Here is a 19,374-nt window from a genome sequence, read left to right as displayed (position 1 = left end):
GATGCACCCAAAGCCCCGCTTCCTCACACCAAAAAAAAGACCGCAGAACCCTGCTTCCAGGAACCCTGCGGTCTTCAATTCTTTCGCGGTACGATCTCAGCCTCGCTTACGCACCCACCAGCATCCTCGCCGGATTCTCGATGCAATCCTTCACCCGGATGAGGAACGTCACCGCCTCCTTGCCGTCCACCACACGGTGGTCATAGCTCAGCGCCAGGTTCATCATCGGGCGGATCACCACCTGCCCGTTGATCGCCATCGGCCGCTGCTGGATGCTGTGCATCCCCAGGATCGCGCTCTGCGGCGGATTGATGATCGGCGTGCTCAGCAGCGAGCCATACACACCGCCGTTCGAAATGGTGAACACACCACCCGTCAGGTCGCTCACCTGGATCTTGCCTTCCTTCGCCTTTGCCGCGTAGCCCAGAATGTCCTTCTCCAGGTCCGCAAAGCTCTTCTGGTCCGCATCACGCAGCACCGGCACGATCAGTCCGCGCTCCGTGCCCACCGCCACGCCGATATCGAAATAGTGCTGCTGCACGATCTCCTCGCCTTCCACGCGCACATTGATCTGCGGCACCGCCTTCAGCGCCTCCACCACGGCCTTGATGAAGAAGCTCATGAAGCCCAGCTTCACACCGTTCTTCTTCACAAAGCTGTCCTGCAGCTTCGAGCGCAGCTCCATCACATTCGTCATGTCGCACTCGTTGAAAGTCGTCAAAATCGCCGCCGTCCGCTGCGCGCTCACCAGCTGATCCGCGATCTTCTTGCGCAGCGGGCTCATCTTCTTGCGCGTCACACGCCCTTCCGGAGCCGGTGCCGCCTTCGCCGCCGGGGCAGGCGCAGGTGCCGCCTCAGGTTTCGGCACCACCTTAAATTCCGTCACATTCGCCGGCTTCTCTTCCGCCTTCGCCGCAGGCGCTGGAGCAGCCGCTGCCGCTGGGGCCGCCGCAGCAGGCGCAGGCTTCGCAGCCTCCGCTTTCGCCGCAGGCGCCGCCGCGCTTTCATCGATCGAACCCACCACGCCGCCCACTTCCACATCGTCTCCAGCCTGATTGCCGATGTGCAGCACACCGCTCGTCTCCGCCGTCACTTCAGCAGCGACCTTGTCGGTTTCGAGCGTGAGCAGAATGTCGCCAGTTTTCACGTAGTCACCTTCTTTGAAGTGCCATTTCGCGATCTGACCACCGGCGACGGATTCGCCGAGTGCGGGTATTTTGATGTCTGAGGGCATGACGGGATGTAGGGAGAAAAAAATCGATGTCTTTGCAAATCACACGCTGAAGGCCGACTCGACCAGCTTGTCCTGTTCGAGCGAGTGGATCGCCTTGGATCCTGCTGCCGGGCTCGAGCTGCGTTCGCGGCCAGCATAGCGCAGCTTGTGGTTGGACAGCTCTTCCAGGCGCGGGCGGATGTAGTAGAAGGCGCCCATGTTTCGCGGCTCCTCCTGGCACCAGATCCACTTCTTCTGCGCACGCGGATACTTCGCCACGATCTCCTTCAGCATCTCGTAGTTCAGCGGGTAAAGCTGCTCGATGCGGATGATCGCCGCGTTCTTGATCTTGTGCTCCTCGCGGAATTCCAGCAGATCATAATAGACCTTGCCGCTGCACAAAATCAGGCGCGTCACACGCTCCGGTGCCGCCAGCAGCTGGTCGTCGTCCAGCACCTCCTTAAAGGTCGTGTCCTCCGCCATCTCGCTCAGCTTGGACACACACTTCGGATGCCTCAGCAGGCTCTTCGGCGTCATCACCACCAGCGGCTTGCGCGTGCTGCGCTTGATCTGCCGGCGCAGCGCATGGAAATACTGCGCGGGCGTCGTGAAATTGCACACCTGTATGTTCCCGCCGGCGCACAGCTGCAGGAATCGCTCCAGCCTCGCGCTCGAGTGCTCCGGCCCCTGGCCCTCATACCCGTGCGGCAGCAGCAGCGTGATGTGGCTCGGCCGCTGCCATTTGCTCTCCGCACTCGCGATGAACTGGTCAATGATCACCTGCGCACCGTTCACGAAATCGCCAAACTGCGCCTCCCAGCAAACCAGCAGGTTCCGCGTCAGCAGCGAGTACCCGTAGTCAAATCCCAGCACCGCCGCTTCGGAAAGCAGGCTGTTGTACACACAGTACCGCCCCTGCTCCGCAGCCAGATTGTTCAGCGGGATGTGCCGCTCACGCGTCTGCGTGTCATAAAACACACTGTGCCGGTGGCTGAAGGTACCACGCCGCACGTCCTGCCCGCTCAGGCGCACTCCGTGCCCCTCCGTCAGCAGCGTGCCAAACGCCAGAGACTCAGCATACGCCCAGTCGATGCCCTCTCCCGCCTCGATCGCCTTCTTGCGCGCCGCCAGGAATCGCTTCGAAATCGTCGGGTGCAGATTAAACTCCTCCGGCACCTCCAGCAGGCGCTGGCCGATCTTCTGCAGCGTCGCCAGTTCCACCCCCGTCTTCACCGGGTTGTAGTCATACGCCGGCTGCGGCATCGCCATGCTTCCTTCGAAAGGATTGCCCCCCTCGTTGCCCTTGTCGCGCTCCGCCAGCGTCTTCACGCCCTGCTCCAGGTCATCGTCCAGCTCACGCTGCAGCGCCGCCGCACCCGCCTCATCCAGCACTCCCGTCGCCGCCAGGTCCAGACGGAACAGCGTCGCCGTGGACGGATGCTCCGCGATCGCACGCGCCATGTTTGGCTGTGTAAATCCAGGCTCGTCCGTCTCATTGTGGCCATGACGGCGGTAGCACACGATGTCGATGATCACATCTCGCGCAAAAGTTTGGCGGAATTCAAACGCCAGCCTCGTCGCATTCATCACCTCCAGCGGGCAGTCCCCGTTCACGTGGAAGACCGGCGCCTCGATCATCTTCGCCACATCCGTACAATAGTCAGAACTGCGCGCATCCTCCGGCATCGTCGTAAAGCCGATCTGGTTGTTCACGATGATGTGCACCGTGCCCCCCGTGCGATACCCCGGCAGCTGCGAAAGGTTCAGCACCTCCGCCACCAGACCCTGACCCGCAAACGCCGCATCCCCGTGGATCAGCACCGGGATCACCTTCTTGCGGTCCTTGGTATCATTCAGCGCACGCTGGCGCGCACGCGCCATCCCCTCCACCACCGGGTCCACAGCTTCCAGGTGGCTCGGGTTCGGTGCCAGCATCACGCCCACGGAATCCCCGCTGCTCGTCTGCCTCACCGTCTCAAATCCCAGGTGATACTTCACATCGCCATCACCCGACACCATGTTCGGCACATAGTTTTCACTGAACTCATAAAAGAGATACTCCAGCGGCTTCCGCAGGAAATTCGCCAGCACACTCAGACGGCCGCGATGCGCCATCCCAAGGATGATCTCCTTGCCCCCGGCCGCAGGCAGCGCCTCCAGCAGCGTTTCCAACGCCACCAGCATGCTCTCGCCACCCTCCACCGAGAAGCGTTTCTGCCCCACAAACCGGCGGTGCAGGAACCTCTCAAACGACTCAGCCTCAAGCAACCAGCGCAGCGCCTTCACCTGATCTTGCGCCACCGGCTTGGCGTCCAGGTCCCGGCCCTCGATCCTGTCCAGCAGCCACGCCCGCACTTCCGGGTGGTGGATGTGCATAAACTCAAAGCCCGTCTTGCCGCAGTAAGTACGCTGCAGTTCCGCCAGCATCGTCTTCAGCTTCATCGGCTGCCCGTTGCGGAAAAGGTGAGTCTTCACCTCCTCCTCCAGCTCATCCGCCGTAAAGCCCAGCCCCGCAGGCGTCAGCCCCGGCACCTCCGGCCCCGCCTTGTCCAGGGGGTCCAAATGAGCCGCCGTATGCCCCAGCGCCCGGAAATTCTGCAGCGCATTGGACACCCGCATGCGGAAATTCAGCGTCTTTTCAGAGAGCACAGCACCCTCCCCGCCGCCCCCGGCCTCTCCAGCCTTCGTCGGCAGCCGGGCCATGCCCAGTTCGAAACCTTCAAAAAACGACGACCACAGCGGTTCCACGGAACCAGGGTCTTTTTTCCAGTCCACGTATTTGGACTCGAGGAAATCCGCGTTAGCGCGGTACGGCAAAGTAGCACTCATGAATGGGGGCAGGAAGAATGGGCGCTTTCCCTCCAAGTGCAAATGCGGAAACCCATATTTGCAGCCCTTTTTACAGCTACCCCCACCCTCCCCCCACCGGGCTAGCCCAATTTGGGGATGTCCTTACCCCTCTTACCAAAGCAACCACCGCTCCCCATCCCCATTTCTGAAAATTCGCGGATATTCGAGTACTTCTCCTTCACCACCATCGGTTTTGGCCATGGCAGGCCGTAATTGTCCAACAGGTCGTTGGACAATGGGAGGGCGGGGCAATGGCGCATCAACTTGGTGCACAATTTTTAAACCGGGCGGAATTGTGCAAGCACACCTGGCACAAGTGCCGTGGAGTCACCACATCGTTACCCTGATCCCCGTCAGTTCATCTCCATTTCGCCAAAATTCGCGACTATCCCGCCTCCCCTCCGCCCACAGCAGCGCCAACGGCGCGACCTATCGCAGCCCAGGGCACCGCCCTGGGATTCCGCCAAACAAAAAAGCGGGAAGCCCTGAAAGGGCGGCCTAACTCACACCGCTCCCGAACCCTCTAATGACCGCAGTCGCAGTATTCGAAGTGTTTCCAAATCCTTCGCCCAGCGCTCCTCATCATACGAAGGAATGCGCCGCTTGGAGAGCGTCTGATCAAAGGCATGCCGATCCATACCAGCTCAAATCCCAGGTTTCATCTCCCATCAGCCCAATTCCCAAAAATTCTCCGCTAGTGGAGGCAAACCTGGTGCCTTCAGTCTGATTGGGACCAAGAGAAATTGTGCACTAGCCTGGGGCACCATTGAACCGGGACACACCGTTCAAGCACGCCTTGCACAAGTGCCGTGGCGGCATAATTGCGTCCTACTGGACAAACTCAAAACCCGCGAAAACCGCCTTTTGGTATGCGTCCAAAGTTATCAATGACGAAGTCGAGTAATTGGAAGATTGGGGGCGCGTATTAGGAGGGAAGATGACAAAGATCACTGCCCTTGAAGAATGGTCGCCCTTTATGCTATTCGGCATTCGACAATTGGGCTTCAGCATTACATTCTTTGTGCATGTCTCCTCAATCCTTCTTGTCAAAGAGTCCCGAAGTTGCCTATGAGAGGGCTCTGGAGATCATCGAAAACTGCCGCCGCAAGGGAAAGCGCGGAATTTCTCTATCTCTGGTCGGGCTCGGCCTGACTGAAGTGCCTCCAGAAATTGGCGAACTTGCAGCACTGAAGAAACTTCATATTAGCAATAACGCGCTTACCAGCCTGCCACCGGAGATTGGACATCTAACGGCGCTTAACGAACTCAACCTTTATGAAAACCAATTAACCTGTTTGCCGCGAGAAATTGGCCAACTCACTTCGCTTAAAGAATTGAGTCTTGGAGACAATCAACTCGTCACTCTGCCTTCAGAGCTCTGCCAACTCGTTGCACTTGAGTCACTTTCTGCCTGGAACAACGGATTAACCGCCCTTCCGACGAACATCGGTCTGCTCCCACTGCGTTGGCTTTACCTTTCGGGCAATCAACTCACCAGTCTGCCTGTAGAAATCGGCCAGTTAGCTAATTTGGATAGACTTGCTCTCCACTATAACCGGCTTACTACTCTGCCACCACAGATCGGTCAGCTTGCAAAATTAACGGTGCTATTTCTCCAGGGCAATCTCCTGACATGCCTGCCACGGGAAATCGGCCACCTGACTAAGCTTAAGCAATTGTATCTGCATGACAATGACGAATTGAACTTGCCTTCAGGAGTGCTTGGCCCGAGTTGGACAGAGGTCGTGAATGATAAAGTTAAGGCGGCATCTTCAACAGCAATCCTAGACTACTATTTTGCCATACAAGCGCAAGGCGTGCGCCCACTAAATGAGGTGAAACTACTAATGGTAGGACGCGGAGAGGCTGGAAAAACGTCTGTATCACGTGCCCTGCGTGGCGAGCCGTATCAAAAAGATCAGAAAGAAACGCCAGGAATCGAGATTCAATCATGGCAACTGAACTGCCCTAGCGGCGAGCCTGTGAAGATTCATGTGTGGGACTTTGCAGGGCAAGAAATCACACATGAAACTCACCGCTTTTTCCTGACGGAACGCAGTCTCTACGTGGTTGTACTAGACGGACGCGGTGGCCAGCAGATGGAGGAAGCGGAATACTGGCTTGGCCATGTGGAACGCTACGGCAGTCGAAAGAATGGAAACAAGATAGAGCATTCCCCAGTCATCGTGGTGATGAATAAGTGGCAAAGCCCCGGACCCTACGATGTGGAAAAACGCCGCCTGCAGCGCGAGCATCCAAACATCCGTGCCTTTGTGGAGACGGACTGCGAGCTCAAAGAGGGTGAGAAAACGGCCTTTGGCATCGATAAGCTGCGGGAGACAATCTGCGCCGTCCTGGAGCAGATGCCTGCAGTGCGCCAGCAATGGCCACTGACCTACTTCCAAGTGCGTCAAAAACTAGACGATCTGGTTTCCCATAAGGACGCCCACAAACGGCAGCATTTCTTAAACTGGGCAGCTTACCGCCAAGTGTGCACCGATTGCAAGGTGACGAATCAAGGTGCACAAACGAGTCTGGCAGAGAACCTGAATGCGCTGGGCGTGGCGCTTTACTATGGCAATGATGAGCGGCTGCGGGACACCCGTGTGCTGAACCCCAATTGGGCGGCCAATGGCCTCTACGGCTTGGTTCGCGGCGTGCATCGAAAACCATTCCAAAACAAACTTGGTCAACTTTGGCAGGATGAATTTCCTGCAGTGTTGGAGGAAGGCTTGAAGGGCATGAGCAAGGAGCGCGGTGCCGTCATTGATGACTACCCCGAAGACCGCGATGGGGTGCGAGTGCATGAATTCCTACTGCAACTTATGCAGGATCGGGAACTAGGCTTCCACGCAGGCGAACATAAAAACAAACCGCTTTACCTGTTGCCTGGCCTACTGATGCTGGATGAACCAGAGCCTGGAGAGTACGATGTGGCGGCGCATATCGAACAGGCGCAGGTGCGCTTTCGTTATTTGTACGAACTGCTGCCCGCAGGGGTGATGAGCCGCTTTATCGTGCGTACACATTCGCTGAGCGATGGCTATTTCCGTTGGAAGCGCGGAGTGGTGCTAGGCTGGGAAAATGCTCGCGCGTTGGTCATGGCGGGGCAGCGACCCAGTCCGCGTGTAGATATTCATATCCTCGGTGGTAATGCGGAGGAGAGACAGCACCTCGCAGGGATCGTGAGGGCCAATATGGAGGAGATTCATCGCGGTTTGCCGAACGGTTTGCGAGGCCGCGAGGAATTGGAATTGAAGGTGCCAGGAGATCAGTACGAGAGCGTGGAGAAGTTGGAGAAACTAGAGGCCCAGAACCTGCCGGTGCAGGTAATGACGCCTGAGGGAGCTCAAAATCTGCCCGTCACCCCGGAGCTTGAGCAGGTGCAGCCCGCTAAGGCGAGGAGGAAAGGCGCACCGCGGCTGAAGATATTCGTCAGCTACTCCCATGCTAACTACAAGGTGTGGGACAAGCTGAAGCCGCACCTTGACGTGTTGAAGAATGAGCGGCTCGTGTCTTGGTGGTTCGATGGCCGAATTCGCCCCGGCAGCGAGTGGGATGATGCCATCCGAAAAGAAATGAGGGAGGCAGACATCGTGGTGATGCTCCTAAGCACTCCTTTTTTTGCCTCCAAGTATATCAAAGGCGTCGAACTCAAGGAAGCTCAACGCCGCAATAAAGCTGGCGACGCCGTAATCCTTCCCGTGCTGCTTGAGCCCAGCGAAGCCTTTGCAAGGCAGAAATGGCTGAGCGGGCTGCAGACTGTGCCGAATCACAACGGACTGCTACGTCCTATCTCAAGCTTTAACCCTTCAGTGAACGGCTGGCACCACGTTGAAAAAGCGCTGCGTGGGATCATCGCAGAAGTCTCTGCCAGCAGAGCTATCAGAGAGGATAATCGAGACCTAAAATGACCCAACCCAAAGTGCCCTACCAATCTCCATCTGCTCGCCAATAAGTAGGAAAACTTTCTGCATTCTCAAAAATGCAGCGAATGGCGGGTGCAAATTTTTCACACCCCTCACTTCTCTCTCCTCCCGCCACTTCCTCACCAGCTCCGAAATCTCCTCCGGCGTCGCAGGCTCCACGGGCTCGAACCGCGGATCCTGAGCCTTCGCCTTCCGTTTCGGGTTCACATCATACAGCACCGCGATCTGCCTCAACGCTTTGAGTCGCACTCCCAGCAGCGGTGTCGTCCGAATCCATTCCGGAAAACCTCTGCGGCGTTCCCATCTCTGCGGTGCAAATCTCCGGCCATCCCCCTGCCCAAAAATTCCTCGGCCAAAATCCTGCGCCCCATCTTCACCGCAGCCCCAAATCCGTTCCGGCATCCGTGCTGGTCGTGCAATCCGTGGTTCAAATTTCCGGCCTCTCTGCGTTTCTCCGATCTCTGCAGTGAAAATCTCCGGCGTCCCCAACCACTGCAAACAATCGCAAACCACCGCCAACAACTGCCAGCTCCCCTCTGCGGTGCAGCTCTCTCTATCCCCTCCGGCAACATTAAACTTAACACCTGAAACTTTAAACCCGCCCCCCACCCTTCCCTCGCTCCTCCAGCCACTCCCTCACCAGCATCGAGATCTCCTCCGGCGTGGCGGGCTCCACCTGCTGATACTTCGGCTCCACCACCTTGGTCTTCGCCTTCGGGTTCACCCCGTACAGCTCAGCGATCTGCTTCAACGCCTTCAGCCGCACCCCCAGCGCCGGCACCCGCCGCTTCGCTGCCGCCGCCTTGGCAGTCGTCGTCATGGCACCGCAGGCCTCCGCCTCTTCCTCAAAGCAGGACTCCGCCACCGTGTGCCACAGCAGCGCTCCCATCTGCTCCCGCAGCACTACCAGATCCTCCTTCGAGTTCGGCACGGTCATTCCTCGCATCGTCCCCATCCGCGCTTGCAGCCACAGCCCTTGCACCTCCTTCAGTTTCAGCCCCAGCACCTCCGCCACCTTCGGCAGCGGCAGTTCCCGGCACAGATGCATCTCCACCACCAGCTCCCTGTCCGACCTCCCCTGCGCCCTCGCCCCCGCCAGCCACCTCTTCCACCTCCTCTCCCCCTTCACCCTCCCTTTTCCCACCCGTCGCCTCCCCTCAGCCCGAGCCTCCGCCGCAACTCCAGCCACCCCATCAAAATCACTCTTCATCTTCATAACTCAAACCCCTTGGGGCTCACCCCAACAAATCAACCCCATTCTCCCAAAAATCAGCCTTCCCCTCCACACCTCCGATTCAAAAATCTTTTACCACCCATCTTTTACCAGCCCCTCATCCCCGGGCACCAAAACAACACAGAGCTCTGCCCCTGAACGACTTCTCCGCGGCCTTCCAATCTCCGGCGTTGCAAGCCTCCGCCCCCCTCCGGAAAAAAATCTTTTTGCCCCCAATCTTTTTGCCCTTTCTCCGAATCACAACATCCCAGCCATCTCAATACCATCGGCACAGATTTCTGCCCTCTCTGCGTTCTCCAAATCTTTGCGGTACATACCTCCGCCCCTCCTGGTATCCAACCCAGAAGGATTTCTCTGCGGTCTTCTAATCTCTAGCGGTGCAACTCTCCGGCCATTCCTCCGCCACACAACAGCGCACCACCTTCGCCCCAGCCCCAAAATCCCATCCAGCATCAGTGCTGCTCGTGTCATCCGTGGTCCAAATCTCCGATCATTCCCCCCTCCGGAAAAAATCTTTCTGCCCCTAATTTTTCTGCCCTTTCTCCAGATCTCCATCAACAAATCCCCGGCTATCCCATAGCCTCCTCAGCAAGCCCCCCATTCGAGCTCGCCACAAACTCATCAACCACCGCAAACAATCGCAAACCACTGCCAACAACCGTCAACTCCGCCCGGCTCTACTTCCCCGCCGCCATATACCGCAGCACCTTCGCCAGCGTCGCCCGCATCTCCTTGCGATCCACGATCATGTCCACCAGCCCGTGCTGCATCATGAACTCCGCCGTCTGGAAACCCGGCGGCAGATCCGCATGCGTCGTCTCCTTCACCACACGCGGCCCCGCAAAGCCGATCATGCACTTCGGCTCCGCAATAATCAGATCACCCAGCGTCGCAAAGCTCGCCGTCACACCACCCGTCGTCGGATGCGTCAGCACCGAAATATAAGGCAGCCGCGCCTCCGCATGCCGCGCCAGCGCCCCGCTCGTCTTCGCCATCTGCATCAGACTCAAAATCCCCTCATGCATGCGCGCACCACCCGACGCCGAAAACACAATCACCGGCTTCCGCTCCGCCGTCGCCGCCTCGATCGCGCGGGTGATCTTCTCACCCACCACGCTGCCCATGCTCGCGCCTAGGAACCGGAAATCCATGATCGCCAGCAGCACCGGCTGTCCTTCGATCACCGCGCGCCCCGTCACCACCGCCTCTGTCAGGCCGGTCTTGTTCTGGTACGCCTTCACCTTGTCCAGGTAGCCCTTGAAGCCCAGCGCGTTTACCGAGTCCAAGCCCTTGTCCATCTCCACAAAGCTCCCCTCATCCACCAGGCTCGCGATGCGCTCTTCCGAGCCGATCGTAAAATGGTAGCCGCAGCTCGTGCACACGCGCAGGTTTTTGGCCAGCGCCTGCTCAAACAGGCTCTCCCCGCACGAAGGGCACTTCGTCCACAGCCCCTCCGGCATGTCTCGTTTCTTCTCGCCTAAATTATCAACAGTACGTCTTGTGAAAAATCCCATGGTAGGTCAGTCAGGTTGCGCATCCATCCAGGAGCGGACCCGTCGGCACCTCTCCCCGAATGGCAAATCGCAGGAGTCGCCAGGAAGGGAGCACCCACCCGGCCGTCGCACCGTCAGGCCCGGCCGAAGCCAGACGCGGCCTCGATCCTAGCCGCGTGTTACCGTAATGACCACCACTTTTTCAGCCCCACCCTCCCGCCGCAGCACCCTCGCACACTCGTTCGTCGTCGCCCCCGTCGTAAAAACATCATCCACCAGCAGGATGCGCCGCCCCTGCATCGAAAGTTTGGGCCGCCACGGGCGCGCCGGCCGCATCGCAAACGCATCGCGCAGATTCCTCAGCCGTTCCCCACGGTTCAGGCCCGCCTGAGTGTCCGTCACCCGCGTCCGCACCAGCACCTTCCCCGCCGGGATCCCAGTCAGGCGGGACAGCCGCTCGCACAGTTCCCAGCTCTGATTGTACTCCCGGTCCACCTCCCGGCTCCGATGCAGCGGCACCGGCACCAGCAGCCACTCCGCCAGGTTTTCCCCCGCCAGCCTCGGCTCCTCCAGCGTCCGCAGCAGCAGTGAAGCCAGCACCCCGCGCAGGTACAGCCGCCGCTCATACTTGAACTTGTGGATCAGCTCCCTCACCCCCTCCTCCGCCTCGCACGCCGCCACCGCAAACTCAAACTCCAGCCTCCGCCCGCTGCAGTTCCCACACCGAAACTCCCGCTCCATCGCCCCGTCAAACACCTCCCCGCACACCATGCAATACGGCGGCTTCACCAGGGGCAGCCCCTCCTCGCACACCGTGCAGAACCACCCCTCATCCACCGGTGCCTCGCACACACAGCACATTCTCGGATACAGCAGATCCGCCAGCCCCACTCCTACCGGCCCCAGCAGCCGCTGCAATCGCGAAGGTTTCGGAGGACCAGGAAAAGCCATAATCCAGCCACCCTCAACCACAGCCCCCCGTCCAAACAACCCCAAACTTCCTTTCCCTCCTCCGACAATTTCCAATTCCCAGTTTTCAGTCCTCCAAACTTTTTCCCCTCTTTCGGCCATCCCCCTCCGGCGTTCCAACAAACGTTCAGCCACGTCAACAACCGTAAACCACCGTCAACTCTTCCACTCTTCCAGCCATCCACCCTCCGGAACTCAGGACAAACTACGGCAATCCATCGCCAACAACCGCAAACTCCCCCTCAATCTCTCCTCTGGAACTCCGGACAAACCATCGTAAACAACCGTCAACAACTGTAAACCACCGCAAACTCCCCCCGACCTCATGTCCCGCATCGGCACCCCCCTTTCCTCCTCCGCTACCAAAGTCATGCTCCTCGGCTCCGGCGAGCTCGGCAAAGAAGTCGTCATCGAGCTCCAGCGCCTCGGCTGTGAAGTCATCGCCGTCGACCGCTACGCCAACGCCCCCGCCATGCAGGTCGCCCACCGCAGCCACATCATCTCCATGCTCGACGGCGAAGCCCTCCGCCGCCTCGTCGAAGTCGAAAAACCCGACTGCATCGTCCCCGAGATCGAAGCCATCGCCACCGACACCCTCCTTGAACTCGAGAGCGAAGGCTTCCGCGTCGTCCCCACCGCCCGCGCCGCCAAGCTCACCATGAACCGCGAAGGCATCCGCCGCCTCGCCGCCGAAGACCTCAGCCTTAAAACCTCCCCCTACATCTTCGCCTCCACCGAAGACGAATTCCGCGCCGCCATCGCCCAAATCGGCATGCCCTGCGTCGTCAAACCCATCATGAGCAGCTCCGGCAAAGGCCAGAGCGTCGTCAAAACCGAAGCCGACATCCCCCACTCCTGGCAATACGCCCAGGAAGGCGGCCGCGCCGGCAAAGGCAAAGTCATCGTCGAAGGCTTCGTCGACTTCGACTACGAGATCACCATGCTCACCGTCCGCCACGCCGGCGGCACCTCCTACTGCGCCCCCGTTGGCCACACCCAGATCAAAGGCGACTACCGCGAATCCTGGCAGCCCCACCCCATGTCCGCCAAAGCCCTCGCCTCCGCCGAGCACATGGCCGGCGCCATCACCGAAGCCCTCGGCGGCCGCGGCCTCTTCGGCGTCGAAATGTTCATCAAGGGTGATGACGTCATCTTCAGCGAAGTCTCCCCCCGCCCCCACGACACCGGCCTCGTCACCCTCATCTCCCAAGACCTCTCCGAGTTCGCCCTCCACGTCCGCGCCATTCTCGGCCTCCCCATCCCGAATATCCGCCAGCACGGCCCCAGCGCCAGCTGCGCCGTTTTGGTCGAAGGCGAGTCCGCCAATGTCCAGTTTGGCTCTTTGGACCAGGTTCTTGCCGAATCCGACACACAAGTACGTCTCTTCGGCAAGCCCAGCGTCTCCGGCCAGCGCCGCATGGCTGTCACCCTCGCCCGCGCCGAAACCATCAACGAAGCCCGCGCCAAAGCCCACCGCGCCGCCAAGGCCATGGAGATCCGGCTCTAGTGCATTTCGTGATTGCATCCGGCGCGTGGAACATGTTATCACCTACAAATGCCTTCCAGCGCTCACTTGAGCCATCTCATCAAACTGCTCGACGACGACTCTGAGGTCGTGCGGCAGGCTGTGCGGCAGGAGCTGACGGGCATGCGGCGCGAGCTGCCGCAGCACATCGAAACGCTGGAGACTCCTCTCTCCGCCGACGAAGAAAAACTGGTGGCCCAGCTGCTGGAGCCCGCCCGCCGTCTTGAGCTGGAAGACACCTGGATGCGCTGGCGCTGGATGGAAGGCCCGGATGCGCAGCTCGAAGAAGGCCTCAGCCAGCTCTCCGCCTTTCTGAACGGCTGGAAATCTCAGTCCGCCGATCTGGCCAAGCGCCTCGATGCCCTCGCAGAAGAGGCTTTTGCGGAAAAAGGCCGCATGGATGCGCATGAACTCGCCCAGTGGCTCTTTGCAGCGCACGGTGGCATCACCCGCTTCCGAGGGAACAGCAAAGACTACTACTCCCCGGCCAACAGCAATCTCTTCTGGGTGCTTGACACCGGCCTGGGAAATCCCATCAGCCTGTGCTGCCTCTACCGCCTCCTCGGCCACCGCTTCGGCCTTGAAATCGAGGGCTGCAACTTCCCCGGCCACTTCCTTTCCCGTGTGCAATACCGTGAAAAGATCTGGCTGGTGGACTGCTTCAACCGCGGGCGGTTCATGCTGGCCGCCGACGTAGCCAAGCACCACCCTGCCGCCAATCCCGGCATGGAGGACCTCATTCATGAGCCCGCCACCGCCGAGGCCACACTTCTTCGCATTCTGCGCAATCTTGACGAGGCCTACGAACGCATCGGCCTGCTGCAGGAGCGACAGTTCATGCGCCGTCTGGCGGTGAAACTGATGGAAGATTAGGGCAAGGCAGCCGTCTCAGCGCTGCGCACCGCTCTCTTTTTCCCACGCGGCAAATTCGGGAGAGGCGAGAAAGTCTTCGTAAACGCCATCTTCGATGAGCAGTTGGCGGGTCATGATGACCCCCTTCTTCTTCAGCTCGCGGAATTCTTCGACGATGGCGGGGTAGTGCTTCTGTTCCACATGAATGGTCAGTCGGGCGTCCACCGCTTCAAATAAATCAGGCTCTTCGCTCTGCGCCTCGGTCGCCAGCTTGAGGGCGCCTTCATAGTCCTTCATCATGCGGTGGGTGTTGGCACGCAGAACTTTGAGATAAGGGTCTCCTCCCACCACCTTCTCCACACGCTGGATGCACGCGTCAGCCTCTGCGAGCTGGTTGTCCAGGAACATCAAATCGATCATGAGCAGATCCGTGGTGCTGTCTGCTCCGAGAATGTCCGGCGCGGAGCGCAGCATCTCGCGGTACGGCGCATCGTATTTCCCTTCCTCCGCATCGTTCAGCTGCATGAGCGCCTGCATGCGCAGCATGAAGAACATGCGGTGCGTGCGGTACTTTTCGGGCAGGGCTTCGCAAATGCTCAGAGCTTCGGCGTACCTGCCTGCCTTGATAAGCTCCCCGCCCTTCTTCAGAAGATTGATCATTTCACTGTCAAAGTTCGTGGCCCCCATCAGGGAGGCCAGCTTTCCCACGCTTGAGCTGGGCAGCATCGTGGCCATGAGATTGCGCGTCTCATCGGTGAAGTAGCTGGCGTACATGTAGGTGAACATGTCCACCGCGCGGAAAGACTTACCAAAAGGGCGCACCACAATGTCCACATAGTTTACCCCGCCGCCTTCAGGCGTCAGGCGCATCACAATGGCGGGATAACCGTCGCGCTCGCGGTAGTGGAGGGCCTTGGTCTTGTTGCCCATGACGTTCCGCAGCCAGCCGCCCGGAGGTTTTGTCGCCCCGCTGATGAATCCCTTCCGCATTTCGCTGACCTGGGGGAAGCCCGATGTCCGCTCATCAAACACACGGTCTGCCATTCCTTCGGAGTCCAGCATGCTCTTGATTGTCTCTGCGTCTCCGGCGGTCAAAGCATCGGCGAGCCGCTCGCCGAATGCCTTGAGTTCCAGCTTCTGCAATGCGGTCAGTTCCTTGGCCGGAGGCGCCGGTGCTTTGTGTTGCAGAGAATCTTTCGCGCCTTGCGCCAGTCCCTGCATCCGCTTGTAAACGGGTATTGCCAGCGCAGCCAGCACGCCTGCAAACAGCACCAGCACTCCGAGGATGATCAGCACGATCATCCCCGCACCCATGCCTTTTCGGGGAGCCTGGGCAACCGGCGGCAGATGTGGAAAAGGCGGCGGGAGATCAGGCGAATTCATGCCCGCAAACTTCGACAGAGGGCGTTGCACATGCAAGCACCGTCACTCTCCCCGCCTGAAAAATCACAGAAACCGCTGCAGCAGCGGAAGCAGGTTTTCCACCGTCTGCTCCGGCCACAGTTTGCGGTCGGTCATCAGCGCCGTGTCCAGTGCACGATGCTCCGGCCAGCCGGGTTCCGCTGGGATGTTCGGAATAACCTGGGCCAGGATGGCTTTGGCGGCGGCCACATTGGCATGCAGGTGGCCGATTACCGACTCGGCGGTGACCGCTTCTTCCTCGACCTTCCAGCAGTCGTAATCCGTGACCATCGCCAGCGTGGCCAGCGCCATTTCCGCCTCCCGGGCCAGCTTGGCCTCCGGCAGATTTGTCATGCCGATGACGTCAAAGCCGAGCTGGCGGTGCGCATTGGACTCCGCCCGCGTGGAAAAAGCAGGCCCGTCCATGCAGACGTAGGTGCCTCCATTGTGCACCTTGCGCCCCTGGGCCACGCAGGCGTCATGCAGCAGCGCGCGCAGTCCGTCGGAAATGGGATCGCCAAAGGCCACGTGCGCCACAATGCCTTTGCCAAAAAAGGTGTGCTGGTCGCGCCGGCTGGTGCGGTCAAAGAACTGATCTGGCAGCAGGATATCGCGCGGGTGGTACTGCTCCTGCAAACTGCCCACCGCGGTGACGGCGATGACCCAGCGGACGTTCAGGCTGCGCAGCGCCCAGAGATTGGCACGGTGGTTCAGCTCCGTGGGCAGGATGCGATGGCCTTTGGCGTGGCGTGGCAGGAAATAAACCCGCCGGCCCGCCAGCGTGCCGGTGACCAGCGCGTCCGAGGGCGGGCCGAATGGCGTCTCGACAATGATTTCCTCACGATTTTCAAATCCTTCAAGATCATAAAGGCCGGAACCGCCGATGATTCCGATGGCAGGAGGGGGATTTTGACTCATGCGGGCAGGGTAAAAGGCATGAACACTGCTTCAACCGACAACCTTGTGGCGCTTGAAAATGTCACCTTGCTGATGGATGAACAAAAAGCCCGAAAGTCATGTCTGAACTGTTCCGTTATCCTGCCATATCCGCCATGAACGCCATGCGCCGTCTCCTGCTGATCCTGCCAGCCTTTTCCCTCATCTCCTGCTCCATGCCGGACATGTTCGCGTCCACCACACCGCACAAGATCAAGCTGAAGGACGGCCGGGAGGTCCCCTGCGAAGGCGCGCCTCTGTATCAGAAAAAGACCGGCTACTATCGCTACCGCACCCCGGACAAGCGAGATGCGGTGATCCGTGCGGATGATGTGGCCACCATCGTGGAGCAGCGCGCGTGATCGGGCGCCCGCTTTTGCTGGCTTCTGCCTCTCCCCGCCGGGTGGATCTCCTCCGCCAGGCAGGGTTTGAATTTGAAGTGGTTTTGCCGCAGGTCGAGGAGGCGCATGATCCCGCCCTGACACCCGAACAGCTCACGGTGGAAAACGCCCGCCGCAAGGCACTGGCCGTGAGCCGCACCCGCCCGGACGCGTTGGTCATCGGTGCTGACACCCTTGTCTATGTGGATGGCGATCCCCTGGCCAAACCGGCCGACATGGAGGAAGCCCTGCAGATGGTCCGCCGCCTGTCCGGCCGCACGCATGAGGTCTGCACCGGCGTGGCTCTTGCCTGCGGCGGCGAAGTCGCAAGAGAACTGCACGTCATCACTCACGTCACCTTCAAGCCTCTGACGGATGAGGTGATCCGCGACTATCACCGCCGGGTCAATCCGCTCGACAAAGCCGGTGCCTACGGCATCCAGGAATGCACGGACATGGTGATGGAGCGCATGGAAGGTTCCTTCACCAACGTCGTGGGACTGCCTGTGGATGAAGTGTCTGCGGCGCTGCATGAGCTGCAGTCTTGAGACTGCTGCTACTTCTTCTTCATTTTGAAGTAGTCCTCACCCTTCACCACTTTGCCCTCGCCCAGCACGACGGTGAATTTGCCGTTGTTGCGTTTGGCCAGAAGGTCCAGTTCGATGGCGGCGTCCGGCTGCTGCATGGCACTGGTGTGGATGGTGGTCATGGGCAGCTTGCGCTTGTTTTCAGCGGTGACGACGTCAATCCAGCCCATCTCGTCGGAGCGGTTGCCGTCGGTCATGAAAAAGATCACATCGGGCTTCGGGTTGGCATTCAGCGCCATCAGCAGCCCTGAACCCCAGTTTGTGCCGCCCGGATTGTCCGCCTCGTCGATGATCTTTTTCATGTCCTGCAGCGAGAACGGAGTGACCTGCAGGTATTTGAAGGTGGGGATTTTCGCCTTCTTGTAATTTTCGGCGGAGAGCGTGTCGTAGGTGCCGTCAATGGTCGGCCAGCGGTACTTGCCAAATGCCTCACTGTTTCGGCTGTTCACCTCGCCGGGAGGCCAGGCGAAATCCGAGAAGAACAAAACTTGGAAGGCCGTGCCCGCGGGAAGCTGGCTGATGCTCTTCGTCAGCTCCTTTTTCAGAAGATCAAAGCGTGAGATCTTCTCTCCCTGCCCGATGGCAGACATGGAGCCTGAAACATCGACGACATAGATCACCCGCCGCCCGAGAGCAGTCTGCCCCAGGAAGGAAAACTTCGCGCCACGTCCGATGCCCGCGCCGAAACCTCCGCCTGCGCCTCCCGTTCCCATGCCCAGGGGCTGCCCCATTCCCAGGGAAGAAGATTTGACCTCGATGCGGTTGTTTATCTTCGAAAAGTCCGTCATGTCCATCGGCGGCATTTCCGGAAGCACAATGTTGGACGCGACCGACTGGACCGTAAGTTTGCGCATGGTCGGCTTGTTCTTCAGCCAGGGGTTCTTCTTTTGCTGAATCTTGTGTGTCAGCACTTCGGCGGCGGCCTGTGCCTGGGGGGAGTCTCCACCTGGCAGAAAGTCCACCTGGCTTTCCATGACTCCGCTGACGCCGATGAAGCAGGCGATCAGCAGCAGAAACACATGCACGCCAAAGCTCATGCCCAGCGTGCGAAGGCCAATTTTGTCCGCCAGCTTTTTCCAGCGCAGCCGCTTGGCCTCATCCGGATCCAAGGGCTCCTCTGAGGGTGGCTTGGGGGCCGTGAAAGGCGTGGTTTCTTTGTCCGCTTCTGACTTCTCGCCTGCATCTGCCGTTTCCGCAGGCGCATCATCGCTTCGGGGCAGCTCTGGCGCCGAAGACGCCGGTGCTTTTGGTGATGCCGAGGCCGCAGGTGCCTTGACCGGCGGCGGGGGTGGTGAGGCCGCTCCCGCGTCACCGTCCGTGCGCGGGCGCATAGCCCGTGGCTCCTTGAGTGCCGGAGGGGGGGCATCATCTTCCAAAGGGGGGGCGGTCGGCGGCTGTTTCGTTGGAAGCAGTTTGGCGGACGATAGCGCCACCTCCTGAGGAGAAACCTGGCTCGAGCGCTCCTCCGAGGGCGCAGATGGCGCCACGCGGGCCGAACCCGGCTCAAACAAACGAACTTTTTCCGCCGGCTCTGCCGGAGGCTCCTGCACCGACCGTGGTGGCGGTGGAGGCGCCTGCGTGGAGCGAGGGGGCGGCGGCGGCCGGACAGACCTCGGCGCAGGTGGAGGCTGGACCGACCTGGGGGGAGGCGGCGGCTGCACTGACCGCGGTGGCGGTGGCGGCACCACCACCGGCACCTCTTCATAGACCTGCTCTTGATACACCGGCTCCTCATACACCGGCTCATGGTGCGCCCCTTCATGAGACGCTGCCTCATACTCGTGCGCCTCTGGTTCCGGCTGCTGCTGCTGCTGCTTCGCGGCCTTCCACAGGGCCTCCCTTTCTAAAATGTCCTCTTCCGTCGAATCGACGGTCGGCAGGAAACTAAAATCGTCCGGGACGTGGCGGGCCATGAGAGGGGGATTGTCGTGGTAAACCGCCGGGGTTCAAGGAAGTTCCGATCCTGGATCAAAACCAGTCCAGCCAGTTGACCCCGCCTGCCGCC

13 protein-coding genes are annotated in these 19,374 nt (G+C 59.9%); 5 read left to right on the top strand and 8 right to left on the bottom strand.

All coding sequences use genetic code 11. The features are described 5' to 3' along the window. Positions 1 to 106: 106 nt before the first annotated feature. Both sucB and ACILSO_RS19115 read right to left on the bottom strand, forming a co-directional pair. Entirely contained in the window at positions 107 to 1,234 is a 1,128-nt protein-coding gene (gene sucB / locus ACILSO_RS19120) for a dihydrolipoyllysine-residue succinyltransferase (protein ID WP_395739050.1), read from the bottom strand. 39 nt (positions 1,235 to 1,273) lie between these two features. After that, positions 1,274 to 4,042 (bottom strand): 2-oxoglutarate dehydrogenase E1 component, encoded by a 2,769-nt coding sequence (locus ACILSO_RS19115; RefSeq protein WP_395739049.1) that lies wholly within the window; start codon positions 4,040 to 4,042, stop codon positions 1,274 to 1,276. A 1,046-nt stretch (positions 4,043 to 5,088) separates the two neighbouring features. Between ACILSO_RS19115 and ACILSO_RS19110 the strand changes: the two genes are divergently transcribed. Beyond that, the gene (locus ACILSO_RS19110) at positions 5,089 to 7,977 is read left to right on the top strand and encodes a COR domain-containing protein (protein WP_395739048.1); all 2,889 of its coding nucleotides are present in this window, start codon (positions 5,089 to 5,091) and stop codon (positions 7,975 to 7,977) included. A gap of 607 nt (positions 7,978 to 8,584) precedes the next feature. Here ACILSO_RS19110 and ACILSO_RS19105 read toward each other — a convergent pair. The 3 genes from ACILSO_RS19105 to ACILSO_RS19095 all read right to left on the bottom strand — a co-directional run bounded on the left by ACILSO_RS19105 (position 8,585) and on the right by ACILSO_RS19095 (position 11,670). Next, a complete protein-coding gene (locus tag ACILSO_RS19105; protein ID WP_395739047.1) occupies positions 8,585 to 9,202 on the bottom strand; it encodes a hypothetical protein in 618 nt (205 codons plus the stop codon). 701 nt (positions 9,203 to 9,903) lie between these two features. After that, positions 9,904 to 10,740 (bottom strand): acetyl-CoA carboxylase, carboxyltransferase subunit beta, encoded by an 837-nt coding sequence (gene accD, locus ACILSO_RS19100; RefSeq protein WP_395739046.1) that lies wholly within the window; start codon positions 10,738 to 10,740, stop codon positions 9,904 to 9,906. A gap of 147 nt (positions 10,741 to 10,887) precedes the next feature. Beyond that, positions 10,888 to 11,670 carry a ComF family protein gene (locus tag ACILSO_RS19095; protein WP_395739045.1) on the bottom strand — a complete coding sequence of 261 codons (783 nt, stop codon included), beginning with the start codon at positions 11,668 to 11,670 and terminating at the stop codon, positions 10,888 to 10,890. Positions 11,671 to 12,013: 343 nt separating this feature from the next. Here ACILSO_RS19095 and purT point away from each other — a divergent pair, with 343 nt between their 5' ends. Together purT and ACILSO_RS19085 are read left to right on the top strand one after the other, a co-directional pair. Beyond that, positions 12,014 to 13,195 carry a formate-dependent phosphoribosylglycinamide formyltransferase gene (gene purT / locus ACILSO_RS19090; RefSeq protein WP_395739044.1) on the top strand — a complete coding sequence of 394 codons (1,182 nt, stop codon included), beginning with the start codon at positions 12,014 to 12,016 and terminating at the stop codon, positions 13,193 to 13,195. A gap of 66 nt (positions 13,196 to 13,261) precedes the next feature. Then, positions 13,262 to 14,086 (top strand): transglutaminase-like domain-containing protein, encoded by an 825-nt coding sequence (locus ACILSO_RS19085; protein WP_395739043.1) that lies wholly within the window; start codon positions 13,262 to 13,264, stop codon positions 14,084 to 14,086. A gap of 15 nt (positions 14,087 to 14,101) precedes the next feature. On the opposite strand, the gene ACILSO_RS19080 is transcribed toward ACILSO_RS19085, so the two are convergent. Both ACILSO_RS19080 and mtnP read right to left on the bottom strand, forming a co-directional pair. Further along, positions 14,102 to 15,448, bottom strand: a complete 1,347-nt coding sequence (locus ACILSO_RS19080) for a tetratricopeptide repeat protein (protein ID WP_395739042.1) — start codon at positions 15,446 to 15,448, stop codon at positions 14,102 to 14,104. A gap of 63 nt (positions 15,449 to 15,511) precedes the next feature. Continuing rightward, entirely contained in the window at positions 15,512 to 16,384 is an 873-nt protein-coding gene (mtnP, locus tag ACILSO_RS19075) for an S-methyl-5'-thioadenosine phosphorylase (protein WP_395739041.1), read from the bottom strand. Between the two features lie 98 nt (positions 16,385 to 16,482). Here mtnP and ACILSO_RS19070 point away from each other — a divergent pair, with 98 nt between their 5' ends. After that, on the top strand, positions 16,483 to 16,764 hold the full coding sequence (locus ACILSO_RS19070; RefSeq protein WP_395739040.1) for a DUF903 domain-containing protein: 282 nt from the start codon (positions 16,483 to 16,485) through the stop codon (positions 16,762 to 16,764). Beyond that, entirely contained in the window at positions 16,761 to 17,330 is a 570-nt protein-coding gene (locus ACILSO_RS19065; protein WP_395739039.1) for a Maf family protein, read from the top strand. The genes ACILSO_RS19070 and ACILSO_RS19065 overlap by 4 nt, the downstream gene beginning before the upstream one ends. 8 nt (positions 17,331 to 17,338) lie before the next feature. Here ACILSO_RS19065 and ACILSO_RS19060 read toward each other — a convergent pair whose 3' ends face one another. Next, a complete protein-coding gene (locus tag ACILSO_RS19060) occupies positions 17,339 to 19,282 on the bottom strand; it encodes a hypothetical protein (protein ID WP_395739038.1) in 1,944 nt (647 codons plus the stop codon). Positions 19,283 to 19,374 lie beyond the last annotated feature (92 nt).

Origin of the sequence: Prosthecobacter sp., assembly GCF_044226605.1 — a bacterium.
Lineage (GTDB): Bacteria > Verrucomicrobiota > Verrucomicrobiia > Verrucomicrobiales > Verrucomicrobiaceae > Prosthecobacter.
This window is presented reverse-complemented; position numbering and strand designations above follow the sequence as displayed.

Coding starts and splice junctions, on each gene's coding strand:
- sucB (WP_395739050.1), bottom strand. CDS start 1,234: ATGCCCTCAGACATCAAAATACCCGCACTCGGCGAATCCGTCGCCGGT.
- ACILSO_RS19115 (WP_395739049.1), bottom strand. CDS start 4,042: ATGAGTGCTACTTTGCCGTACCGCGCTAACGCGGATTTCCTCGAGTCC.
- ACILSO_RS19110 (WP_395739048.1), top strand. CDS start 5,089: ATGTCTCCTCAATCCTTCTTGTCAAAGAGTCCCGAAGTTGCCTATGAG.
- ACILSO_RS19105 (WP_395739047.1), bottom strand. CDS start 9,202: ATGAAGAGTGATTTTGATGGGGTGGCTGGAGTTGCGGCGGAGGCTCGG.
- accD (WP_395739046.1), bottom strand. CDS start 10,740: ATGGGATTTTTCACAAGACGTACTGTTGATAATTTAGGCGAGAAGAAA.
- ACILSO_RS19095 (WP_395739045.1), bottom strand. CDS start 11,670: ATGGCTTTTCCTGGTCCTCCGAAACCTTCGCGATTGCAGCGGCTGCTG.
- purT (WP_395739044.1), top strand. CDS start 12,014: ATGTCCCGCATCGGCACCCCCCTTTCCTCCTCCGCTACCAAAGTCATG.
- ACILSO_RS19080 (WP_395739042.1), bottom strand. CDS start 15,448: ATGAATTCGCCTGATCTCCCGCCGCCTTTTCCACATCTGCCGCCGGTT.
- mtnP (WP_395739041.1), bottom strand. CDS start 16,384: ATGAGTCAAAATCCCCCTCCTGCCATCGGAATCATCGGCGGTTCCGGC.
- ACILSO_RS19070 (WP_395739040.1), top strand. CDS start 16,483: ATGTCTGAACTGTTCCGTTATCCTGCCATATCCGCCATGAACGCCATG.
- ACILSO_RS19060 (WP_395739038.1), bottom strand. CDS start 19,282: ATGGCCCGCCACGTCCCGGACGATTTTAGTTTCCTGCCGACCGTCGAT.